The sequence below is a fragment of the Streptomyces sp. NTD107 genome, from assembly GCF_059510435.1.
Genome location: NZ_JCAJZV010000006.1, coordinates 339,326 through 356,763, shown reverse-complemented (window position 1 = coordinate 356,763; position 17,438 = coordinate 339,326). Strand labels below are relative to the sequence as shown.

Sequence of the window (17,438 nt, the reverse complement as noted above, 5' to 3'; positions counted from 1 at the left end):
GGCACCGTGACGCACCGAGGCCGCCGTCCCTTCCAGGACGGCGGCCTCCGGCATGCGCGACCGTTGCCGGTCAGCCCCAGCGCCCGGTCCGGGTCAGCAGCAGCGCCGCCGCCGCCGTCCCCGCCGTGGAGGTACGCAGCACGGTGGGCCCCAGCCGGTACGGCCGCGCCCCCACCGCCGCGAACGCCTCCAGCTCCTGCGGCGCGACCCCGCCCTCCGGGCCCACCACCAGGACGATGTCGCCCCCGGCGGGCAGCGCGGCACCGGCCAGCGGCTCGGTGCCCGACTCGTGCAGCACCCCGGCGAACGCCGCGTCCGCCAGCAGCCGGGCCACCGCCGCCGTCGTCATCGGCTCGGGGATCTGCGGGATCCACAGCCGGCGCGACTGCTTGGCGGCCTCGCGCGCCGTCGCCCGCCACTTGCCGAGCGACTTCGTGCCGCGCTCGCCCTTCCACTGCGTGACGCAGCGGGCGGCCGACCAGGGCACAATCACATCCACACCGGTCTCGGTCATGGTCTCCACGGCCAGCTCGCCGCGATCACCCTTCGGCAGCGCCTGCACCACCGTGATCCGGGGGGCGGGCGGCGGCTCGGCGCGTACCGCGTCCACCGCCACCACCAGCCGGTCCTTGCCCTCGACGGCCGCGACCGTACCCAGCGCCCCGGTGCCCGCGCCGTCGGTGAGCACGATCTCCTCGCCGGCCCGCAGCCGCCGCACCGACACCGCGTGCCGGCCCTCGGCGCCGTCCAGCGTGAGGGCGGAACCAGCCGCCACCCCCGCCAGCGGCGCGTCCGTCACAAAGACCGGCGCCGTCATGTGCGGCCGTTGAAGGCGTCTTTCAGGCGCGAGAAGAGCCCCTGCTGCCCCGGCTGAAACTGACCGAGCGGACGCTCCTCGCCCCGGAGCTTCGCCAGCCGCCGCAGCAGCTCCTCCTGCTCGGGATCGAGCTTCGAGGGGGTCTGCACCTCGACGTGGACGATCAGATCGCCCCGCCCGTTGCTGCGCAGATGGGTCACGCCCCGGCCGTGCAGCGGAATCGACTGCCCGGACTGGGTGCCCGGCCGGATGTCGACCTCCTCCGTGCCGTCCAGCGTCTCCAGCGGCACCTTGGTGCCCAGGGCCCCCGCCGTCATCGGAATGGTCACCGTGCAGTGCAGATCGTCACCGCGCCGCTGGAAGACCGGATGCGCGGTCTCCCGGATCTCCACGTACAGGTCGCCGGCGGGCCCGCCGCCCGGGCCGACCTCGCCCTCGCCCGCCAGCTGGATCCGGGTGCCGTTGTCGACACCGGCCGGGATCTTCACGGTGAGCGTGCGCCGCGACCGTACCCGGCCGTCGCCCGCGCACTCCGGGCACGGGGTCGGAACGACCGTGCCGAACCCCTGGCACTGCGGGCACGGCCGCGAGGTCATGACCTGCCCCAGGAACGAGCGGGTGACCTGCGAGACCTCGCCCCGGCCCCGGCACATGTCACAGGTCTGCGCGGAGGTCCCGGGGGCCGCCCCCTCACCGTTGCAGGTGTTGCACACGGTGGCGGTGTCGACCTGGATCTCCTTGGTGGTGCCGAAGGCCGCCTCCTTGAGGTCGATCTCCAGCCGGATCATGGCGTCCTGGCCGCGCCGGGTGCGGGACTTCGGGCCGCGCTGCTGCGCGGTGCCGAAGAACGCGTCCATGATGTCGGAGAAGTTCCCGAAGCCGGCCGCGCCGCCGAAGCCGGCCGCGCCCGCCCCGCCGCCGGGGCCCATCGGGTCCCCGCCGAGGTCGTACATCTGTTTCTTCTGCGGATCGGAGAGCACCTCGTACGCGGTGTTGATCTCCTTGAACCGCTCCTGCGTCTTGGGGTCCGGATTCACATCCGGATGCAGCTCCCTCGCCAGCCGGCGGAAAGCCTTCTTGATCTCGTCCTGTGAGGCATCACGCTGCACGCCCAGGATCGCGTAGTAGTCCGTCGCCACTTAATTCTCCGCGAGGATCTGTCCGACGTACCGTGCCACTGCGCGCACCGCTCCCATCGTTCCGGGGTAGTCCATGCGGGTCGGTCCGACCACGCCCAGTTTCGCGACCGCCTCGTTACCGGAACCGTAGCCGACCGCCACGACCGATGTGGAGGTCAGCCCCTCATGAGCGTTCTCATGCCCGATGCGCACGGTCATACCCGTGTCCTTGGCCTCGCCGAGCAGCCGGAGCAACACCACATGCTCCTCCAGCGCCTCCAGCACCGGCCGGATCGTCAGCGGGAAGTCCTGGCCGAACCGGGTCAGATTGGCGGTGCCGCCAATGACCAGCCGTTCCTCGGTCTCCTCGACCAGGGTCTCCAGCAGGGTGGACAGCACCGTGGAAACCGTGCCCCGGTCCTCGTTGTCGAACGACTCGGGCAGGTCCTGCACCAGCCTGGGCACCTCGGCGAAGCGCTCCCCCACGATCCGGCTGTTCAGCCGGGCCCGCAGATCGGCCAGCGAGGTCTCCCCGAACGGCGCCGGGCAGTCCACCATGCGCTGCTCGACCCGCCCGGTGTCGGTGATCAGCACCAGCATCACCCGGGCCGGCGCGAGCGACAGCAGCTCGACGTGCCGCACCGTGGAGCGGCTCAGCGAGGGGTACTGCACCACGGCGACCTGCCGGGTGAGGGTGGCCAGCAGCCGTACCGTACGGCCCACCACGTCGTCGAGGTCGACGGCGCCCTCCAGAAAGCTGGAGATCGCGCGCCGCTCGGCGGCGGTCAGCGGCTTCACGTCGGCGAGCTTGTCGACGAAGAGCCGGTAGCCCTTGTCGGTGGGCACCCGCCCGGCGCTGGTGTGGGGCTGGGCGATGTAGCCCTCCTCCTCCAGCGCCGCCATGTCGTTGCGCACCGTCGCCGGGGACACCCGGAGGTTGTGCCGCTCCGTCAGCGCCTTGGAGCCGACCGGCTCCTCGGTGCCGACATAGTCCTGGACGATGGCTCGCAGCACTTCCAGCCTGCGTTCACTGAGCATGCAGCGACACCTCCCGTCCGGCCGCGTTTTCCGTAAGTGCCGTCCTGGCACTCATCCACTCCGAGTGCCAATCCCTGGTCCAGTGTACGGCCGGGTAGCAAGGCCAGGGAAAGCGCGACCGCCCGACGGTATCGCGGGTGTGGCCCCGTAAGGCAGAGCATGCCCCGCTCCGTGACGTTAACTTCGCAGGATGGAGACCACTTGGGAAGAGCTGGCACCGGGTGTGCTGCGGATCCGGCTGTCCGGCTGGGACGAGACGGTGGGGGCGATCGCCGGGGCGCGCGGCCTGCTGCTGATCGACGCGGGGCCGTCCCCGGCCGTCGCCGGGGAGATCCGGGCGGAGCTGCGCGGGCTGCTGGGGCTGCCGGTGCGGTGGGTGGTGCTGACGCATCCGCATTTCGATCATGCGCTGGGGGCGGGCGGTTACCCCGGGGCACGGGTGTACGGAACGGTGGGCGATCCGGTGGAGCTGGCGGCGGACGCGGTACGGCACGGGATGCCGGAGCACGAGGCCGCGGAGGGGGCGGCGGCGCTGTCGCGGGTACGGGCGCGGCCGGTGGAGGAGAAGCTGACGCTGTATCTGGGCGGCGGCCGGACGGTGACCCTGGTGCCGCTGGGCCCGGCCCACAGCCGCTCCGATGTGGCGGTGAAGGTGGACGACATCGTCTTCTGCGGCGACCTGGTGGAGGAGTCGGGCGAACCGCAGGCGGGCCCCGACACGGATCTCGCCGCCTGGCCGGCGGCCCTGGACCGGCTGCTGGAGCTGGGCGGGCCCGGGGCGCGCTATGTACCGGGGCACGGCGCGGTGGTGGACGCCGCGTTCGTACGTGCCCAGCGCCAGGCTCTCGCCGCGCGCGCCGGGGCACAATGACGGCCATGCGCAGCAGAGAGTACGGCCCCGATCTGACGCCGCCGTGGAAGCGGTCCGCCCCGGTTCCCGAGGTGCCTGCCGAGCCCGGCCTGGTGGTGGAGGAGGCCGGCACCGGGTACTGCGGGGCGGTGATCGGCTGCGAGAAGACGGCACAGGGTCCGGTGGTGACACTGGAGGACCGGTTCGGCAAGCGCCGGGTGTTCCCGCTGGAGCCGCGCGGCTTCCTGCTGGAGGGGAAGGTGGTCACGCTGACCCTGCCCAGGACGGCCCCCACGACCGCGGCCATGCGGACGGCGTCGGGCTCGGTGGCGGTTCCGGGGGCGCGGGCGAGGGTGGCGCGCGCCGGGCGGATCTACGTGGAGGGCCGGCACGACGCGGAGCTGGTGGAGAAGGTCTGGGGCGACGATCTGCGGATCGAGGGGGTGGTGGTCGAGTATCTGGAGGGCATCGACGATCTCCCGGCGATCGTGCGGGAGTTCGCGCCGACGCCGGACGCCAGGCTCGGGGTGCTGGTGGACCATCTGGTGCCCGGTTCGAAGGAGTCACGGATCGCGGCCGAGGTGACGGACGAGAACGTCCTGATCGTGGGCCACCCCTTCATCGACATCTGGCAGGCGGTCAAGCCCTCGTCGGTGGGCATCCCCGCCTGGCCGGTGATCCCCCGCGGCCAGGACTGGAAGCAGGGCATCTGCGCGGCCCTGCGCTGGCCCCCGAACACGGCCGCCGCCTGGCGGCACATCCTGGGCAGGGTCCACACCTACCGCGACCTGGAACCCACCCTCCTCGGCCCGGTGGAACACCTGATCGACCACGTGACGGTGGGCGGGCCCGTTCCCTGACGCGAGCGGCACGGGGTAGCACCTGGTGCCACCTCGTGCCTATAGTGGGTGCATGACCGCACAGCCCGAGATCACCCAGCGTGATCTACGCACCAGGTCCAAAGAGATCATGGACTCTGTCCAGAACGGGCAGGCATTCACCGTCACTCGTGACGGACACCGCATCGGCGAGCTGATTCCGCTGCGCCGCCGTCGCCGCTTCGTGCCACGCGCCGAGTTCGCCGCCATGTCCCGCGCCACCCCCGACGTCTCTCTGAACTCCTTCCGCGCCGACCAGAGTGTCGCCGTCGAGCAAGAGAGCGACGACCCCTATGCCCGTTGAGCACCGGCAGGGCCTTCTCGACACCAATGTCATGATCCTGCGCCAGTGGATCGACCCCGGAGAACTACCCGCCGAGATGGCCATCACCACCATCACTCTGGCGGAACTCTCCGCCGGCCCCCACCAGGTGCGGAGCAACGCCGAACAGGACGACTACGACGAGCACGCCGAGCGCGCCCGCCGCACCGACGTCCTCCAGCGCGCCGAGAACGAGTTCGACCCCATCCCCTTCGACGTGGAAGCCGCTCGCGTCTACGGTCGTGTCTGCGCAGCCGTCGTCAGTAGCGGCCGCACGCCCCGGCGCCGCATCGCCGATCTGATGATCGCTTCCATCGCCATCGCTGAAAACCTCCCCTTGTTCACCACCAACCCGGACGACTTCAAGGGATTGGACGATCTGCTCACCGTCGTCCCGCTGACGCGCCCCGAAGGGTCCTGACCGACCACCGGGCAGCTGTCCTGACGGCGGATGCCGGACAATGAAGGGCATGCCCTCCGTCCTGCCCGATGGCGAGCCCGTTCCCGAGGACGGTTCGCTGCCCGCCGCCGCCCTCGCCGGCGCCGCCGACCGGCCGCTCGCGTTCTATCTGCACGTGCCGTACTGCGCCACCCGCTGCGGCTACTGCGACTTCAACACCTACACCGCCACCGAGCTGCGCGGCTCGGGCGGGGCGCTGGCCTCCCGGGAGAACTACGCGGCCACCCTCGCCGAGGAGATCCGGCTGGCCCGCAAGGTGCTGGGGGAGGACCCGCGCCCCGTCCGGACCGTCTTCGTCGGCGGCGGCACCCCGACGCTGCTGCCGGCCGCCGACCTCGGCGCGATGCTGGCGACCGTACGGGAGGAGTTCGGTCTGGCGCCCGGCGCCGAGGTGACCACCGAGGCCAACCCGGACTCGGTCGACCCCGGCTATCTCGCCGAGCTGCGCGCCGCCGGCTTCAACCGGATCTCGTTCGGCATGCAGAGCGCCAGCCCGCACATCCTGAACATCCTGGAGCGCACCCACACCCCCGGCCGCCCCGAGGCGTGCGTGGCCGAGGCGCACGCCGCCGGGTTCGAGCACGTCAACCTCGATCTGATCTACGGCACCCCCGGCGAGAGCGACGCCGACTGGCGCGCCACGCTGGACGCCGCCGTGGCCGCCGGGCCCGACCACATCTCCGCGTACTCCCTGATCGTCGAGGAGGGCACCCGCCTCGCCGGCCGGGTGCGGCGCGGCGAGATCCCGATGACGGACGACGATGTGCACGCCGACCGCTATCTGATCGCCGAGGAGGCGCTGTCGGCGGCGGGCTTCTCCTGGTACGAGGTGTCCAACTGGGCCACCTCCGCCGCCGCCCGCTGCCGGCACAACGAGCTGTACTGGACCGGCGCCGACTGGTGGGGCGCCGGGCCCGGCGCGCACAGCCATGTGGGCGGGGTCCGCTGGTGGAACGTGAAGCACCCCGGCGCCTACGCCCAGGCCCTGGCCGGCGGGCGCTCGCCCGGCGCAGGCCGGGAGCTGCTGAGCCCGGAGGACCAGCGGGTCGAGCGCGTCCTGCTGGAGCTGCGGCTGGCGGCCGGCTGCGAGCTGTCCCTGCTCCACGAGGCCGGCACGGCGGCAGCCGCCCGCGCGCTGGCCGACGGTCTCCTGGACCCGGCGGCGTACGAGGCGGGCCGGGCGGCCCTCACCCTGAAGGGCCGCCTGCTGGCCGACGCCCTGGTCCGCGACCTGGTCGACTGACTCCGGCGGACGGGCATGGCCCCACCCGTTGGGGTGGGGCCATGCCGTTGCCGTACCAAGAACTAGCTGTACATGTCGTCGATCAGTTCCTTGAACGTGCCCTCGACCACCGGCCGCTTCAGCTTCAGGCTCGGCGTCAGCTCCCCGTGCTCCACATCCAGGTCGCGCGGCAGCAGCCGGAACTGCTTGACGCTCTGCCAGCGCTGCAAGCCCTCGTTCACCTGCCCGACGTACCCCTCGATCAGCTCCCGGGTGCGCGGGTCGGCCACGACCTCCGCGTACGGCTTGCCCGCCATGCCCTGCTCCGCCGCCCAGCCCAGGATCGACACCTCGTCCAGAGCGATGAGCGCCGAGCAGTACTTCCGCTCCGCCCCGATCACCAGCACATTCGAGACATAGGGACAGATCGCCTTGAACCGGCCCTCGATCGCGGTCGGCGCCACATACTTCCCGACCGATGTCTTGAAGAGATCCTTCTTCCGGTCGGTGATCGTCAGATAGCCGTCGTCCGACAGCTCACCGATGTCCCCGGTGTGGAACCAGCCGTCCTCCTCCAGCACCTCGGCGGTCAGCTCCGGCAGCCCGTGGTAACCCTCCATGATCCCCGGCCCGCGCAGCAGGATCTCGCCGTCCTCCTCCGCGATCCGCACCTCACAGCCGGGCAGCGCCTTGCCGACCGTCCCGGTGCGGTAGCCGACCTCCGGATTCACGAAGCTCGCCGCCGCCGACTCGGTCATCCCGTACCCCTCAAGGATGTGGATGCCGGCCCCGGAGAAGAAGTACCCGATGTCCGGCGCCAGACCCGCCGCGCCGGAGACCGTACCGCGCAGATTCCCGCCCATCGCGGTCCGCAGCTTCGCGTACACCAGCTTGTCGGCCACCTTGTGCCGCGCCGCCAGGGCGAACGGCACCGTCGCCGCGCCCGTACGCCGGTAGTTCTCCTGCGACGTCTTGGCGTACTCGACGGCCGTCCGCGCCGCCCACTCGAAGATCCGCAGCTTCGCGGCGCCACCCGCCCGCGCCTTCGCCTGCGCGCCGTTGTACACCCGCTCGAAGATCCGCGGCACGGCGGCCATGTAGGTGGGGCGCACCACCGGCAGATTCTCGACGATCTTGTCGGCCCGCCCGTCCACCGCGCTGACGTGCCCGACCTTCACATGGGCGGAGATCAGCACCTTGCCGAAGATGTGGGCCAGCGGCAGCCACAGATACTGCACGTCGTCGGGGCGCAGCAGGTTGATGGCGTCGATCGCGTACCCCATGTACGACCAGGTGTCCTGCCGCAGTCGTACGCCCTTGGGTCTGCCGGTGGTGCCCGAGGTGTAGATGAGGGTGGCCAGCTGCTCGGGGCGCAGCGCCGCCACGCTCTCCTTGACGGCGTCGGGGTGCTTGTCCAGGTAGGCGGCGCCGCGCTCGGCGAGGTCGGCCAGCGACAGCACCCAGCCCTCCGGGTCGCCCTCGGCCGGCAGCGCGTCGGTGGCCTCGATGACCACCACATGTTCGAGCGCGGGCAGCTCGGCACGCCGCTCGCGGGCCTTGGCCAGCTGCTCGGCGTCCTCGGCGATCAGCACCTTGCTGCCGGAGTCGGAGAGGATGTACGCCGTCTCGTCGGCGTTGGTCTGCGTGTAGATGGTGGTGGTGGCCGCGCCGGCGCACATCACGCCCAGGTCGGACAGGACCCAGTCCACCCGGGTGCTGGAGGCGATGGCCACCCGCTCCTGCGGGCGTACCCCGAGGTCCATCAGCCCGGCGGCGATGGCGAAGACCCGCTCGGCCGCCTCGCCCCAGGTGTACGAGGCCCAGTCGTCGGGCCCGCTGCCGGCGGCCGGCGGGACCGGGTAGCGGAACGCCTCCCGGTCGGGGGTGGCCGCTACGCGGTCGAGGAACAGCTGCGCCAGGGACGGTGGACGGTTCTCGATCGACTGGTGCTGCTGCTCGCTCACGGCTTCCTCCGGTCTTCCCGCGCCAATGGGGGCGACACATGGGTGACTGATGAGTAACTCATGGGTAACTTGGGACGATCAGATTACGGCTCAACCCTGCCCCGCGTAAGGCCCGTAACGACCACACCTCGCCCTTACTTCTTGTTCTTGCCCTCGGTGCCGCCCGCGCCGTCGGCGTCCGAGGAGAGCGCGGCGATGAAGGCGTCCTGCGGGACCTCGACCCGGCCGACCATCTTCATCCGCTTCTTCCCCTCCTTCTGCTTCTCCAGCAGCTTCCGCTTGCGCGAGATGTCACCGCCGTAGCACTTGGACAGCACGTCCTTGCGGATGGCGCGGACCGTCTCGCGGGCGATGACGCGCGAGCCGATGGCGGCCTGGATCGGCACCTCGAACTGCTGGCGCGGGATGAGCTCGCGCAGCTTGGAGGCCATCTTGACGCCGTACGCGTACGCCTTGTCCTTGTGCACGATCGCCGAGAACGCGTCGACCGGATCACCGTGCAGCAGGATGTCGACCTTCACCAGCTGGGAGGGCTGCTCCCCGGTGGGCTCGTAGTCCAGCGAGGCGTAGCCGCGGGTCTTGGACTTGAGGGCGTCGAAGAAGTCGAAGACGATCTCGGCGAGCGGGAGGGTGTAGCGCAGCTCGACCCGGTCCTCGGAGAGGTAGTCCATGCCCTGCATCGAGCCGCGCCGGCTCTGGCACAGCTCCATGATCGCGCCGACGAACTCGTTCGGGGCGATGAGGGTGGCCCGTACCACCGGCTCGCGCACCTCGGCGACCTTGCCGGCCGGGTACTCGCTGGGGTTGGTGACCGTGTGCTGGGTGCCGTCCTCCATGGTCACCTGGTAGACGACGCTGGGGGCGGTGGCGATCAGCGACAGATCGAACTCGCGCTCCAGGCGTTCGCGGATGACCTCCAGGTGCAGCAGCCCCAGGAAGCCGACCCGGAAGCCGAAGCCGAGGGCGGCGGAGGTCTCCGGCTCGTACACCAGGGCGGCGTCGTTCAGCTGGAGCTTGTCCAGGGCGTCGCGCAGATCGGGGTAGTCGGAGCCGTCCAGCGGATAGAGCCCGGAGAACACCATCGGCTTCGGGTCCTTGTAGCCGCCCAGCGGTACGGTGGCGCCGCCGCGCTGGAGGGTGATGGTGTCGCCGACCTTCGACTGGCGGACGTCCTTCACCCCGGTGATGAGATAGCCGACCTCGCCGACCGCGAGCCCGTCGGCGGCGGTCATCTCCGGGGCGTTGGTGCCGATCTCCAGCAGTTCGTGGGTGGCGCCGGTGGACATCATGGCGATGCGCTCACGCTTGCCGAGCCGGCCGTCGACCACCTTGACGTAGGTGACGACGCCCCGGTACGCGTCGTACACCGAGTCGAAGATCATCGCGCGGGCGGGGGCGTCGAGCTGCCCGACGGGGGCGGGCACCTGCCGGACCACCACGTCCAGCAGCTCGGCCACGCCCTCGCCGGTCTTGGCCGAGACCTTCAGCACATCGGAGGGCTCGCAGCCGATGAGGTGCGCCAGCTCGGCGGCGAACTTCTCCGGCTGGGCGGCCGGCAGATCGATCTTGTTGAGCACCGGGATGATGGTGAGGTCGTTCTCCATCGCCAGATAGAGGTTGGCGAGGGTCTGCGCCTCGATGCCCTGGGCGGCGTCCACCAGCAGGACACAGCCCTCGCAGGCGGCCAGCGAACGGGAGACCTCATAGGTGAAGTCGACGTGCCCGGGGGTGTCGATCATGTTCAGTACGTGCGAGGTGCCACCGGTGCTCTCCGAGCTCCAGGGCATCCGGACCGCCTGTGATTTGATCGTGATGCCGCGCTCACGCTCGATGTCCATGCGGTCGAGGTACTGGGCGCGCATCTGCCGCTGATCCACGACCCCGGTCAGCTGGAGCATCCGGTCGGCCAGAGTGGACTTGCCGTGGTCGATATGGGCGATGATGCAGAAGTTGCGGATCAGTGCCGAATCCGTGTTCCCGGGCAGATGCACGTACTCTGACCTGCACTTTCTTCAATGTCTCGGAGGTGTCGTGGTGCGCCTGGCGCCCGGCGGGAGCCGCGCGGGACGGCCGCCGCGGCGAGGGGCGGCCGGACCATTGTCCTTCGGCCGGCCCGGTGGCAGCCCATGGAAGCCTACGGGACCGTACGGGGGCGCTGGTAAGCTGGCCCACTGTGTCTGTGCTGGGAGGATCCGGCACGGCGCGGAAGCTCAGCAAAAGCCTGTAGCGACATCACCTGTAGCGAATCTGTAGAGGCTCCTTCGTGGCGAACATCAAGTCCCAGATCAAGCGGATCACGACCAACGAGAAGGCGCGGCTGCGCAACAAGGCGGTCAAGTCCGAGCTCAAGACCGCCGTCCGCGCCGCCCGTGAGGCCGTGGCCGCCGGTGACGTCGAGAAGGCGGAGGCCGCCCACAAGGTGGCCGCCCGCAAGCTGGACAAGGCTGTCAGCAAGGGTGTGCTGCACAAGAACAACGCGGCCAACAAGAAGTCCGCGCTGGCCAGCCAGGTCAACGCGCTCAAGGGCTGACCCTTCGCCTCTCGCACCGATCGATCGGTGACCGGCTCCCGGATCAGGCGGCCCCTCTCTCCGCCCCGGCCGGTCCGCACGCGTCGCGCTGTCCGACGTTCGCCACGCGAGCGCGGCGCCTCTGGTACAGCTTGTACCGCATCAGTGCTCTGAAGGCCCTGGAACATCCCCTTCCCCGGGATGGTCTGGGGCCTTCGGCATGAACGCGGTAGGTTACCCGTCATGTCCATACCGGGGGGCCAGCCCAATCCCTATCTCCAGCCACAGCAGCCGAACCCGTACGGCGGGGGGTACGGAGGCGGGTACGGCCCCTATCCGCCGCAGCCCGTTCCCCAGGCCGGGGGCCGGGGCCGTGGCGTACCGGGCTGGCTGTGGGGCCTGGGCGGAGCGGTGATCGCCTCGGCCGCCTGGGGCGGCGCCCTGCTGGCGACCGGCAACCTGAGCGGCGACCCGAAGCCCGATCTGGCCGGCTACACCTTCCCCGAGGATCTGTGCGCGGCGGCGGACGTCTCCGCCTTCGAGGACTCCTACGCGCTGGACTCGGAGCCGGAGGCCGCCACCTACAGCGACGACACGCTCCAGGTCGGGAGCTGCGACTTCACCCTCGCCCCGATCGGCGACGACAACTACAACTACGCCTACATCACCTACAACTCGACCTGGCACCACGGAACGGACCCCGCCCCCGAGTTCGCCGCCGACTACCGGTCCCAGGAGATGTACGCGTGGGGCGACACCGATTTCACCGTCGAGGAGTTGTCGGGGCTCGGCGACGAGGCGTACCTGGTCACCCGCACCAACAGCTCCGGCGACGTCGACTGGGTGATGCTGGGCGTCCGCGACGGCTGGTTCGAGACCAGCCTGACCTGGAACGCCTATCTGGACTCGCCGGAGTACGCCGAGCTGATGGAGGCCCGCACGGTCACCCTCACCCTCCGCGCGGCAATGGAGTCCACCCTGGCAGCGCTCGGGGAGTAAGGATCGTGCGGCTCACCGGGAACGAGCCGCCCCGGCGATGGCGACGACAGCCTTCTCCAGGGCGTAACCCGGGTCATAGCCACCACCCTTGACGGCGGCGTCCGCGTCGGCGACCGCGCGCAGCGCGACCGCCACCCCGTCCGCCGACCAGCCGCGCATCTGCTGCCGCACCCGGTCGATCTTCCACGGCGGCATGCCGAGCTCCCGCGCCAGATCACCGGGCCGCATACCGCCGGGCGCGGACGCCAGCTTGCCGATCGCCCGCACCGCCTGGGCCAGCGCGCTGGTCACCAGCACCGGCGCCACCCCGGTGGACAGCGCCCAGCGCAACGCCTCCAGCGCGTCGGCCGCCCGGCCCTCCACCGCCCGGTCGGCGACGGTGAAGCTGGACGCCTCGGCCCGCCCCGTGTAGTAACGGGCCACCACCGCCTCATCGATGGCGCCCTCCACATCGGCGGTCAGCTGGGCGGCGGCCGAGGCCAGCTCCCGCAGATCGCTGCCGATGGCGTCCACCAGCGCCTGGCAGGCACCGGGGGTGACGCTGCGCCCGATGGCCCGGAACTCCCCGCGCACGAAGGTCAGCCGGTCGGCCGGCTTGGTCATCTTCGGACAGGCCACCTCCCGCGCCCCGGCCTTACGCGCGGCATCCAGCAGCCCCTTGCCCTTGGCCCCGCCGGCGTGCAACAGCACGAGGGTGATCTCCTCGACGGGGGCCGCCAGATACGGCTTCAGCTCCTTGACGGCGTCCGCGCCCAGATCCTGCGCCCCCCGGATGACGATCACCTTGCGCTCGGCGAACAGCGACGGGCTGGTCAACTCGGCCAACGTGCCGGGCTGCAACTCACCGGGCGCCAGGTCCCGTACATCCGTGTCCGGGTCCGCCGCCCTGGCGGCGGCGGTGACCTCCCGCACGGCGCGGTCCAGCAGCAACTCCTCCTGCCCCACGGCGAGGGTGAGGGGAGCGAGCGGGTCATCGGCGGTGTCCTGCGTCTTCCTGGCCATCGCCCCCAGCATCCCACGCGCCACTGACACCGGACGGCGGCGACAATGGACGGGTGACCGAAGCGACCACCCTGATCCTGGTGCTGCCCGACCGCGACGCGGCCGAGGAGGTGGCCGCCGAACTGACCGACCACTTCCCGCTGCCCACCGAGCCCCAACTGGTACGAGAGGCCCTGGCCGGCGAGGACGACGCGGAGGACGCCCAATGGCTGGTGGTCCTGGAAACACCCCCGGCCACACTGGACGAAGCCGCCCTGGCCGCACTGGCGGAAGCCCACGACGGCTGGCTGGAACGGTCCTAGGACCGCCGCCCGATGTACGGAACCGGGGCCGCGGCTACGTTGCGGATCATGACAACGGAACCGGCGGAACGCACGCCGCCACCCCCACCCCCGGCGAGGCCGGCCCTCCGGCGCAAGCAGGACGCACTGGCCCGGCTCGCGGCCGACGAGGACGCGTGGGTCGCCACGGCCGGCCCGGACGGCACCCCGACGATGGTCCCGCTGTCCTTCCTGTGGACGGCCGGCACCCTGCTGATGACGACCCGCACCACCAACCCCACCGCCGTCAACATCGCCCACAACGGCCACGCGGTCCTCTCGCTGGGCACCACCCGCGACGTGGTGCTGATCGAAGCCACCGCCGAGCTGCTGACGTCGGACGACATCCCCGACAACGAACACGACGCCTTCGCGGCCAAACACCACTGGGACCCGCGAGGCCGCCCGACCTGGAGCCACCTCCGCTTCCGTCCCCGCACCCTGCGCGCCTGGCGCGAGGTCAACGAGCTCTCCACCCGCCTCCTGATGCGGGACGGCAGCTGGCTGATCTGACCCCTTGACTTCGGAATACGTTCCGAAGTAATGTCTGGTGCCATGGCCACTCCCACGGTGTCGTTCTCCGAGCTCTCGAAGAATTCGCGGCACGTCGCCGAGACCCTGGACCGGGTGCAACGTCTGCATGTCACTCGGCGGGACGGCGAAGACCTGTTCCTGACCACCGCGCGACACGACCAGCAGCGCGAGGAAACCGCCGAGATCACCGCGCGGCTCATCACCGCGCTGATGGCCAGCGACGAGGGCAGCCGAGCGGTGCGGCGCGCCCTGCCCACCGTCTTCCCGTGGACCCGCCATCTGTCGGTGGCGGAGACCCGGGAGTTCGCCACCGAACTCATCGCCGCCACGAGTGATGTCGCCGAACTGGACGTGCACGTCAATCTGCACCGGGTCATCGTGGAGTGGCGGGCCACGGCACGAATCCTGGCGGATCCGGAGCTGACCGCCCAGCTCACCCGCCCGCTGCCCGACGAGGACCACGGCGAGGTGCCTGCCCCGTGACACCCAAGCGCGGCGACGAGGTCGCCCCGCCCGCCATCGGCGACGAATGGCGGTTACGGTTCGCCACCAACGAGGCCGCGAAAGGCTGGGGCGAGCTGTGCGCCGAAGCCCCGGGCAACTCCCGGCGCTGCTACGAGAGCCTCCGGCTCCGTCCGCTCTCGCATCATGACCCCGATCGCCAGCATCCGCTGCGCGGGAGACTGGCCACCGGTGTGCTGGGTGGCCGGGAATTCCCCCAATGGGAGTACGAGGTGACCTCCGGCGGCCGGGTCCGCTATCTGGTGGACGAGGCCCGCCGCACCGTGCATCTCGTGTACGCCTCGCCCCGGCACCCCAGGGACACCGACCGCTGAGCCTCCCGCGCCGGACGATGCCGTGGGCCCCGGCGGGGCCCTCGACAACGGCCAGGGCACCGTGCAGATCCGTGCGCAGCACCGTGGCGCCCACCTCCGCCAGCGCGTCGAGGGTCCGCTCCGCCGGATGTCCGTAGCTGTTGTCCGCGCCGACCGGGATCAGCGCCAGGTCGGGCCGCAACCGCTCCAGCAGCGGCCGGTACTGCTCGCCCGAACCGTGGTGGGCCACCTTCAGCACCGCCACCTCACCCAGCCCCGGCTGCCCGGTGAGCAGCCGCCGCTGCGCCGGCGGCTCCAGATCGCCCGGCAGCAGTACGGTCAGCGCCCCGGCCCGCACCAGCAGCGTCACACTCGCGTCGTTGGCGCCGTATCCGGCCTCGGCCGCGTCCGCCGGCGGCCACAGCACCTCCCAGCTCAGCTCCTCCCCCACCGCGCCCCGGCAGCCCGCGCTCACCGGGGCCACCGGCACACCCTCCCCGGCGGCGATCCGCGCCACGAATTCCGCCTGATCGGGGTCCCGCCACACCGGCGAGGTGTGGATCGCACCCACCGTCCGGCCCCGCAACACCCCCGGCAGCCCGGCGACATGGTCGGCGTGGAAATGGCTGAGCACCAGCAGCGGAATGTGCGTCACCCCCAGCTCCCGCAGACAGCGGTCCACCGCCACCGGGTCGGGCCCGGCATCCACCACCACGGCCGCCCCGGCCCCGGCCGCGAGAGCCAGGGCGTCACCCTGCCCCACGTCGCACACCACCAGCCGCCACCCCGCCGGCGGCCAGCCGGTCAGCGCCCGGCCCAGCCGCTCCACCGGAGCGGGCCGCAACACCGCCGCCAGCAACAGCAGCACACAACCGGCGCCCAGCACCGGCCGGCGCAGCGCCCGGCGCAGCAGCGCCACCACCGCGACCGTGAGCACCGCCAGCAGCGCCGCCCCGGCCCAGCCGCCCGGCCAGCCCAGTTCCGCCCCCGGCAGCGTGGCACCCGTGCGGGCGATCAGCGCGATCGCCCCGGCCGGCCAGCCCGCCAGCCGGCCGAGCCCCTCGGCGAGCGGCATGGCCACCGGAGCGCACACCAGCGCGGCCCAGCCCGCCACCAGGGCCGGGGCGAAGGCGAGTTCGGCCAGCAGATTCGCCGGGACGGCGACCAGGCTGATCCGCTCGGTGAACACCGCCACCACCGGAGCACACACCGCCTGGGCGGCCCCGGCCGCCGCAAGCCCCTCGGCCAGCCGCCCCGGCACCCCCCGCCGCCGCAGCGCCGCGCTCCACCGTGGGGCGAGGGTAAGCAGCGCACCGGTGGCCAGCACCGACAGCAGAAACCCGAACGACCGGGAGAGCGCCGGATCGTAGAGGATCAGCAGCAGGGCGGCAGCCGCCAGCGCGGGCAGCAGCGAGCGGCGCCGGCCGGTGGCGATGGCCAGCAGCGCGATCCCGCCGCACACGGCGGCCCGCAGCACGCTGGGGCCCGGCCGGCAGATGAGGACGAACACCACCAGCAGTCCACCGCCCAGCACGGCGGTGGTGCGCAGCCCGATCCCCAGCCGCCCGGCCAGCCCGCCCCGCTCGGCGCGCCCCGCCGAACCGGCCGGGCCGATCAGCACGAACAGCACGATCGCCAGATGCGCCCCGCTCACCACAATGATGTGGGTCAGGTCGGTGGCCTGGACCGCCGCCCGCAGCTCGGGGGTGATCCGGGAGGCGTCCCCGATGACCAGCGCGGGCACCAGCGCGCGGGCATCCGGCGGCAGCCCCTCGGTGGCATCGCGCAGCGACTGGCGCAGCAGCCCGGCGAACCGCTGCGCCCCGCCGGGCCCGGCGATGAGCCGTGGCGGCCCCTCGCCCAGCACCCGCAGTACGGCGGCGAACTCGCTCCCGCGTCCCGGCATCGGCTCGCCGAGCCTGCCCTCCACCAGCAACCGGGTGGAGGGCAGCAACCCGGCCCACTCCGCCCGGTGTTCCGCCGCCGGCCGGGCCACCACCACGACTGGTCCGCCCCGTTCGGCTTCACCGGTCATCACGATCACCTCCCCCCGCTTCGTGGCGGCCACCTTGGGGTCACCGCTGATCTCCACCTCGACCGTGGCCCGCTCCCCGACCGACTGCGCGAGCGGGCTGCCCCGGACCGCCGCCCCGTGCAACGCGGCCACCACCGCCCCGGCGGCGGCCGAGACCAGCGCCATGGCCACGGCCACCCACACCCCCGAGCGGGAACAGCACAACACCGCAAGCGCAAGCAGCACGGCGCCCAGCGCCCCACCCAGCGCCACCGCCACCGGCCCGTCCAGGGCCAGCGCAGCCGCCCCCCACACCGCGACCGCCGGACCCACCAGCCGCAAATCCGCCACCCGGTCCGCCGGATCGCCGGCCCCGGCCCCAGCTCCGCCCCCGGTCCCGGCCGAGGACGCCGGCGGAAGACCGTCCAGCCGATCGGACGGCACCTGTGCGGCCCGGGCGCCCTTCCCCAGCCGGACCCGCCGGGAACCTGCCGCGGTTGCCGGCCGGGCGGGGACCGCTGGAGTCATCAGCCGTCCGTCCACCGTCCGGTGCGCCGGATCCGCCGGACCGCTTCG

17 protein-coding genes and 1 pseudogene are annotated in these 17,438 nt (G+C 71.9%); 11 read left to right on the top strand and 7 right to left on the bottom strand.

Annotated elements, in window-relative coordinates; genetic code table 11:
* Positions 1-70: 70 nt before the first annotated feature.
* The 3 genes from AC5WRL_RS15625 to hrcA are packed head-to-tail and all read right to left on the bottom strand — an operon-like array spanning position 71 to position 2,973.
* Positions 71-817, bottom strand: a complete 747-nt coding sequence (locus AC5WRL_RS15625; protein ID WP_496089108.1) for a 16S rRNA (uracil(1498)-N(3))-methyltransferase — start codon at positions 815-817, stop codon at positions 71-73.
* Complete coding sequence (dnaJ, locus tag AC5WRL_RS15620; RefSeq protein WP_496089107.1) at positions 814-1,956, bottom strand: molecular chaperone DnaJ; 1,143 nt, start codon at positions 1,954-1,956, stop codon at positions 814-816. The genes AC5WRL_RS15625 and dnaJ overlap by 4 nt, the downstream gene beginning before the upstream one ends.
* Positions 1,957-2,973: a heat-inducible transcriptional repressor HrcA gene (gene hrcA, locus AC5WRL_RS15615; RefSeq protein WP_496089106.1), complete on the bottom strand. Its 1,017-nt coding sequence runs from the start codon at positions 2,971-2,973 to the stop codon at positions 1,957-1,959.
* A 190-nt stretch (positions 2,974-3,163) separates the two neighbouring features.
* On the opposite strand from hrcA, the gene AC5WRL_RS15610 reads away from it, so the two are divergent.
* Genes AC5WRL_RS15610 through hemW form a run of 5 tightly spaced genes read left to right on the top strand, consistent with a single transcriptional unit; the run spans position 3,164 to position 6,726 of the window.
* A complete protein-coding gene (locus AC5WRL_RS15610) occupies positions 3,164-3,844 on the top strand; it encodes an MBL fold metallo-hydrolase (protein WP_496089105.1) in 681 nt (226 codons plus the stop codon).
* Positions 3,845-3,849: 5 nt separating this feature from the next.
* Complete coding sequence (locus AC5WRL_RS15605; RefSeq protein WP_496089104.1) at positions 3,850-4,683, top strand: DUF3097 domain-containing protein; 834 nt, start codon at positions 3,850-3,852, stop codon at positions 4,681-4,683.
* Positions 4,684-4,735: 52 nt separating this feature from the next.
* Complete coding sequence (locus AC5WRL_RS15600) at positions 4,736-5,005, top strand: type II toxin-antitoxin system Phd/YefM family antitoxin (protein ID WP_496089103.1); 270 nt, start codon at positions 4,736-4,738, stop codon at positions 5,003-5,005.
* On the top strand, positions 4,995-5,444 hold the full coding sequence (locus AC5WRL_RS15595) for a type II toxin-antitoxin system VapC family toxin (protein WP_496089102.1): 450 nt from the start codon (positions 4,995-4,997) through the stop codon (positions 5,442-5,444). Before AC5WRL_RS15600 ends, AC5WRL_RS15595 begins: the two co-directional genes overlap by 11 nt.
* 49 nt (positions 5,445-5,493) lie before the next feature.
* A complete protein-coding gene (gene hemW, locus AC5WRL_RS15590) occupies positions 5,494-6,726 on the top strand; it encodes a radical SAM family heme chaperone HemW (RefSeq protein ID WP_496089101.1) in 1,233 nt (410 codons plus the stop codon).
* A gap of 62 nt (positions 6,727-6,788) precedes the next feature.
* Here the strand turns inward: hemW and AC5WRL_RS15585 are convergent, their stop codons facing one another.
* Both AC5WRL_RS15585 and lepA read right to left on the bottom strand, forming a co-directional pair.
* The gene (locus AC5WRL_RS15585) at positions 6,789-8,669 is read right to left on the bottom strand and encodes an AMP-dependent synthetase/ligase (RefSeq protein WP_496089100.1); all 1,881 of its coding nucleotides are present in this window, start codon (positions 8,667-8,669) and stop codon (positions 6,789-6,791) included.
* 134 nt (positions 8,670-8,803) lie between these two features.
* The gene (lepA, locus tag AC5WRL_RS15580; protein ID WP_496089099.1) at positions 8,804-10,660 is read right to left on the bottom strand and encodes a translation elongation factor 4; all 1,857 of its coding nucleotides are present in this window, start codon (positions 10,658-10,660) and stop codon (positions 8,804-8,806) included.
* 272 nt (positions 10,661-10,932) lie between these two features.
* Between lepA and rpsT the strand changes: the two genes are divergently transcribed.
* Positions 10,933-11,199 carry a 30S ribosomal protein S20 gene (rpsT, locus tag AC5WRL_RS15575; RefSeq protein ID WP_496089098.1) on the top strand — a complete coding sequence of 89 codons (267 nt, stop codon included), beginning with the start codon at positions 10,933-10,935 and terminating at the stop codon, positions 11,197-11,199.
* Between the two features lie 222 nt (positions 11,200-11,421).
* Entirely contained in the window at positions 11,422-12,177 is a 756-nt protein-coding gene (locus AC5WRL_RS15570; protein WP_496089097.1) for a hypothetical protein, read from the top strand.
* A gap of 12 nt (positions 12,178-12,189) precedes the next feature.
* Here AC5WRL_RS15570 and holA read toward each other — a convergent pair whose 3' ends face one another.
* Complete coding sequence (gene holA, locus AC5WRL_RS15565; RefSeq protein WP_496089096.1) at positions 12,190-13,179, bottom strand: DNA polymerase III subunit delta; 990 nt, start codon at positions 13,177-13,179, stop codon at positions 12,190-12,192.
* A gap of 74 nt (positions 13,180-13,253) precedes the next feature.
* On the opposite strand from holA, the gene AC5WRL_RS15560 reads away from it, so the two are divergent.
* Genes AC5WRL_RS15560 through AC5WRL_RS15545 form a run of 4 tightly spaced genes read left to right on the top strand, consistent with a single transcriptional unit; the run spans position 13,254 to position 14,869 of the window.
* Entirely contained in the window at positions 13,254-13,481 is a 228-nt protein-coding gene (locus AC5WRL_RS15560; protein ID WP_496089166.1) for a hypothetical protein, read from the top strand.
* 48 nt (positions 13,482-13,529) lie between these two features.
* Positions 13,530-14,012, top strand: a complete 483-nt coding sequence (locus AC5WRL_RS15555) for a pyridoxamine 5'-phosphate oxidase family protein (RefSeq protein ID WP_496089095.1) — start codon at positions 13,530-13,532, stop codon at positions 14,010-14,012.
* Between the two features lie 42 nt (positions 14,013-14,054).
* Complete coding sequence (locus tag AC5WRL_RS15550) at positions 14,055-14,516, top strand: prevent-host-death family protein (RefSeq protein ID WP_496089094.1); 462 nt, start codon at positions 14,055-14,057, stop codon at positions 14,514-14,516.
* Complete coding sequence (locus AC5WRL_RS15545; RefSeq protein ID WP_496089093.1) at positions 14,513-14,869, top strand: hypothetical protein; 357 nt, start codon at positions 14,513-14,515, stop codon at positions 14,867-14,869. Before AC5WRL_RS15550 ends, AC5WRL_RS15545 begins: the two co-directional genes overlap by 4 nt.
* 7 nt (positions 14,870-14,876) lie before the next feature.
* Here AC5WRL_RS15545 and AC5WRL_RS15540 read toward each other — a convergent pair.
* Positions 14,877-17,048, bottom strand: a pseudogene (locus tag AC5WRL_RS15540) (ComEC/Rec2 family competence protein); the annotation flags it as partial.
* Between the last annotated feature and the right edge of the window lie 390 nt (positions 17,049-17,438).

Bases quoted from the DNA above. Each gene is read 5' to 3' on its own strand.
- AC5WRL_RS15570 (WP_496089097.1), top strand. From the start codon at position 11,422: ATGTCCATACCGGGGGGCCAGCCCAATCCCTATCTCCAGCCACAGCAG.
- AC5WRL_RS15605 (WP_496089104.1), top strand. From the start codon at position 3,850: ATGCGCAGCAGAGAGTACGGCCCCGATCTGACGCCGCCGTGGAAGCGG.
- AC5WRL_RS15550 (WP_496089094.1), top strand. From the start codon at position 14,055: ATGGCCACTCCCACGGTGTCGTTCTCCGAGCTCTCGAAGAATTCGCGG.
- AC5WRL_RS15610 (WP_496089105.1), top strand. From the start codon at position 3,164: ATGGAGACCACTTGGGAAGAGCTGGCACCGGGTGTGCTGCGGATCCGG.
- AC5WRL_RS15595 (WP_496089102.1), top strand. From the start codon at position 4,995: ATGCCCGTTGAGCACCGGCAGGGCCTTCTCGACACCAATGTCATGATC.
- hrcA (WP_496089106.1), bottom strand. From the start codon at position 2,973: ATGCTCAGTGAACGCAGGCTGGAAGTGCTGCGAGCCATCGTCCAGGAC.
- holA (WP_496089096.1), bottom strand. From the start codon at position 13,179: ATGGCCAGGAAGACGCAGGACACCGCCGATGACCCGCTCGCTCCCCTC.
- AC5WRL_RS15555 (WP_496089095.1), top strand. From the start codon at position 13,530: ATGACAACGGAACCGGCGGAACGCACGCCGCCACCCCCACCCCCGGCG.
- AC5WRL_RS15600 (WP_496089103.1), top strand. From the start codon at position 4,736: ATGACCGCACAGCCCGAGATCACCCAGCGTGATCTACGCACCAGGTCC.
- AC5WRL_RS15625 (WP_496089108.1), bottom strand. From the start codon at position 817: ATGACGGCGCCGGTCTTTGTGACGGACGCGCCGCTGGCGGGGGTGGCG.
- hemW (WP_496089101.1), top strand. From the start codon at position 5,494: ATGCCCTCCGTCCTGCCCGATGGCGAGCCCGTTCCCGAGGACGGTTCG.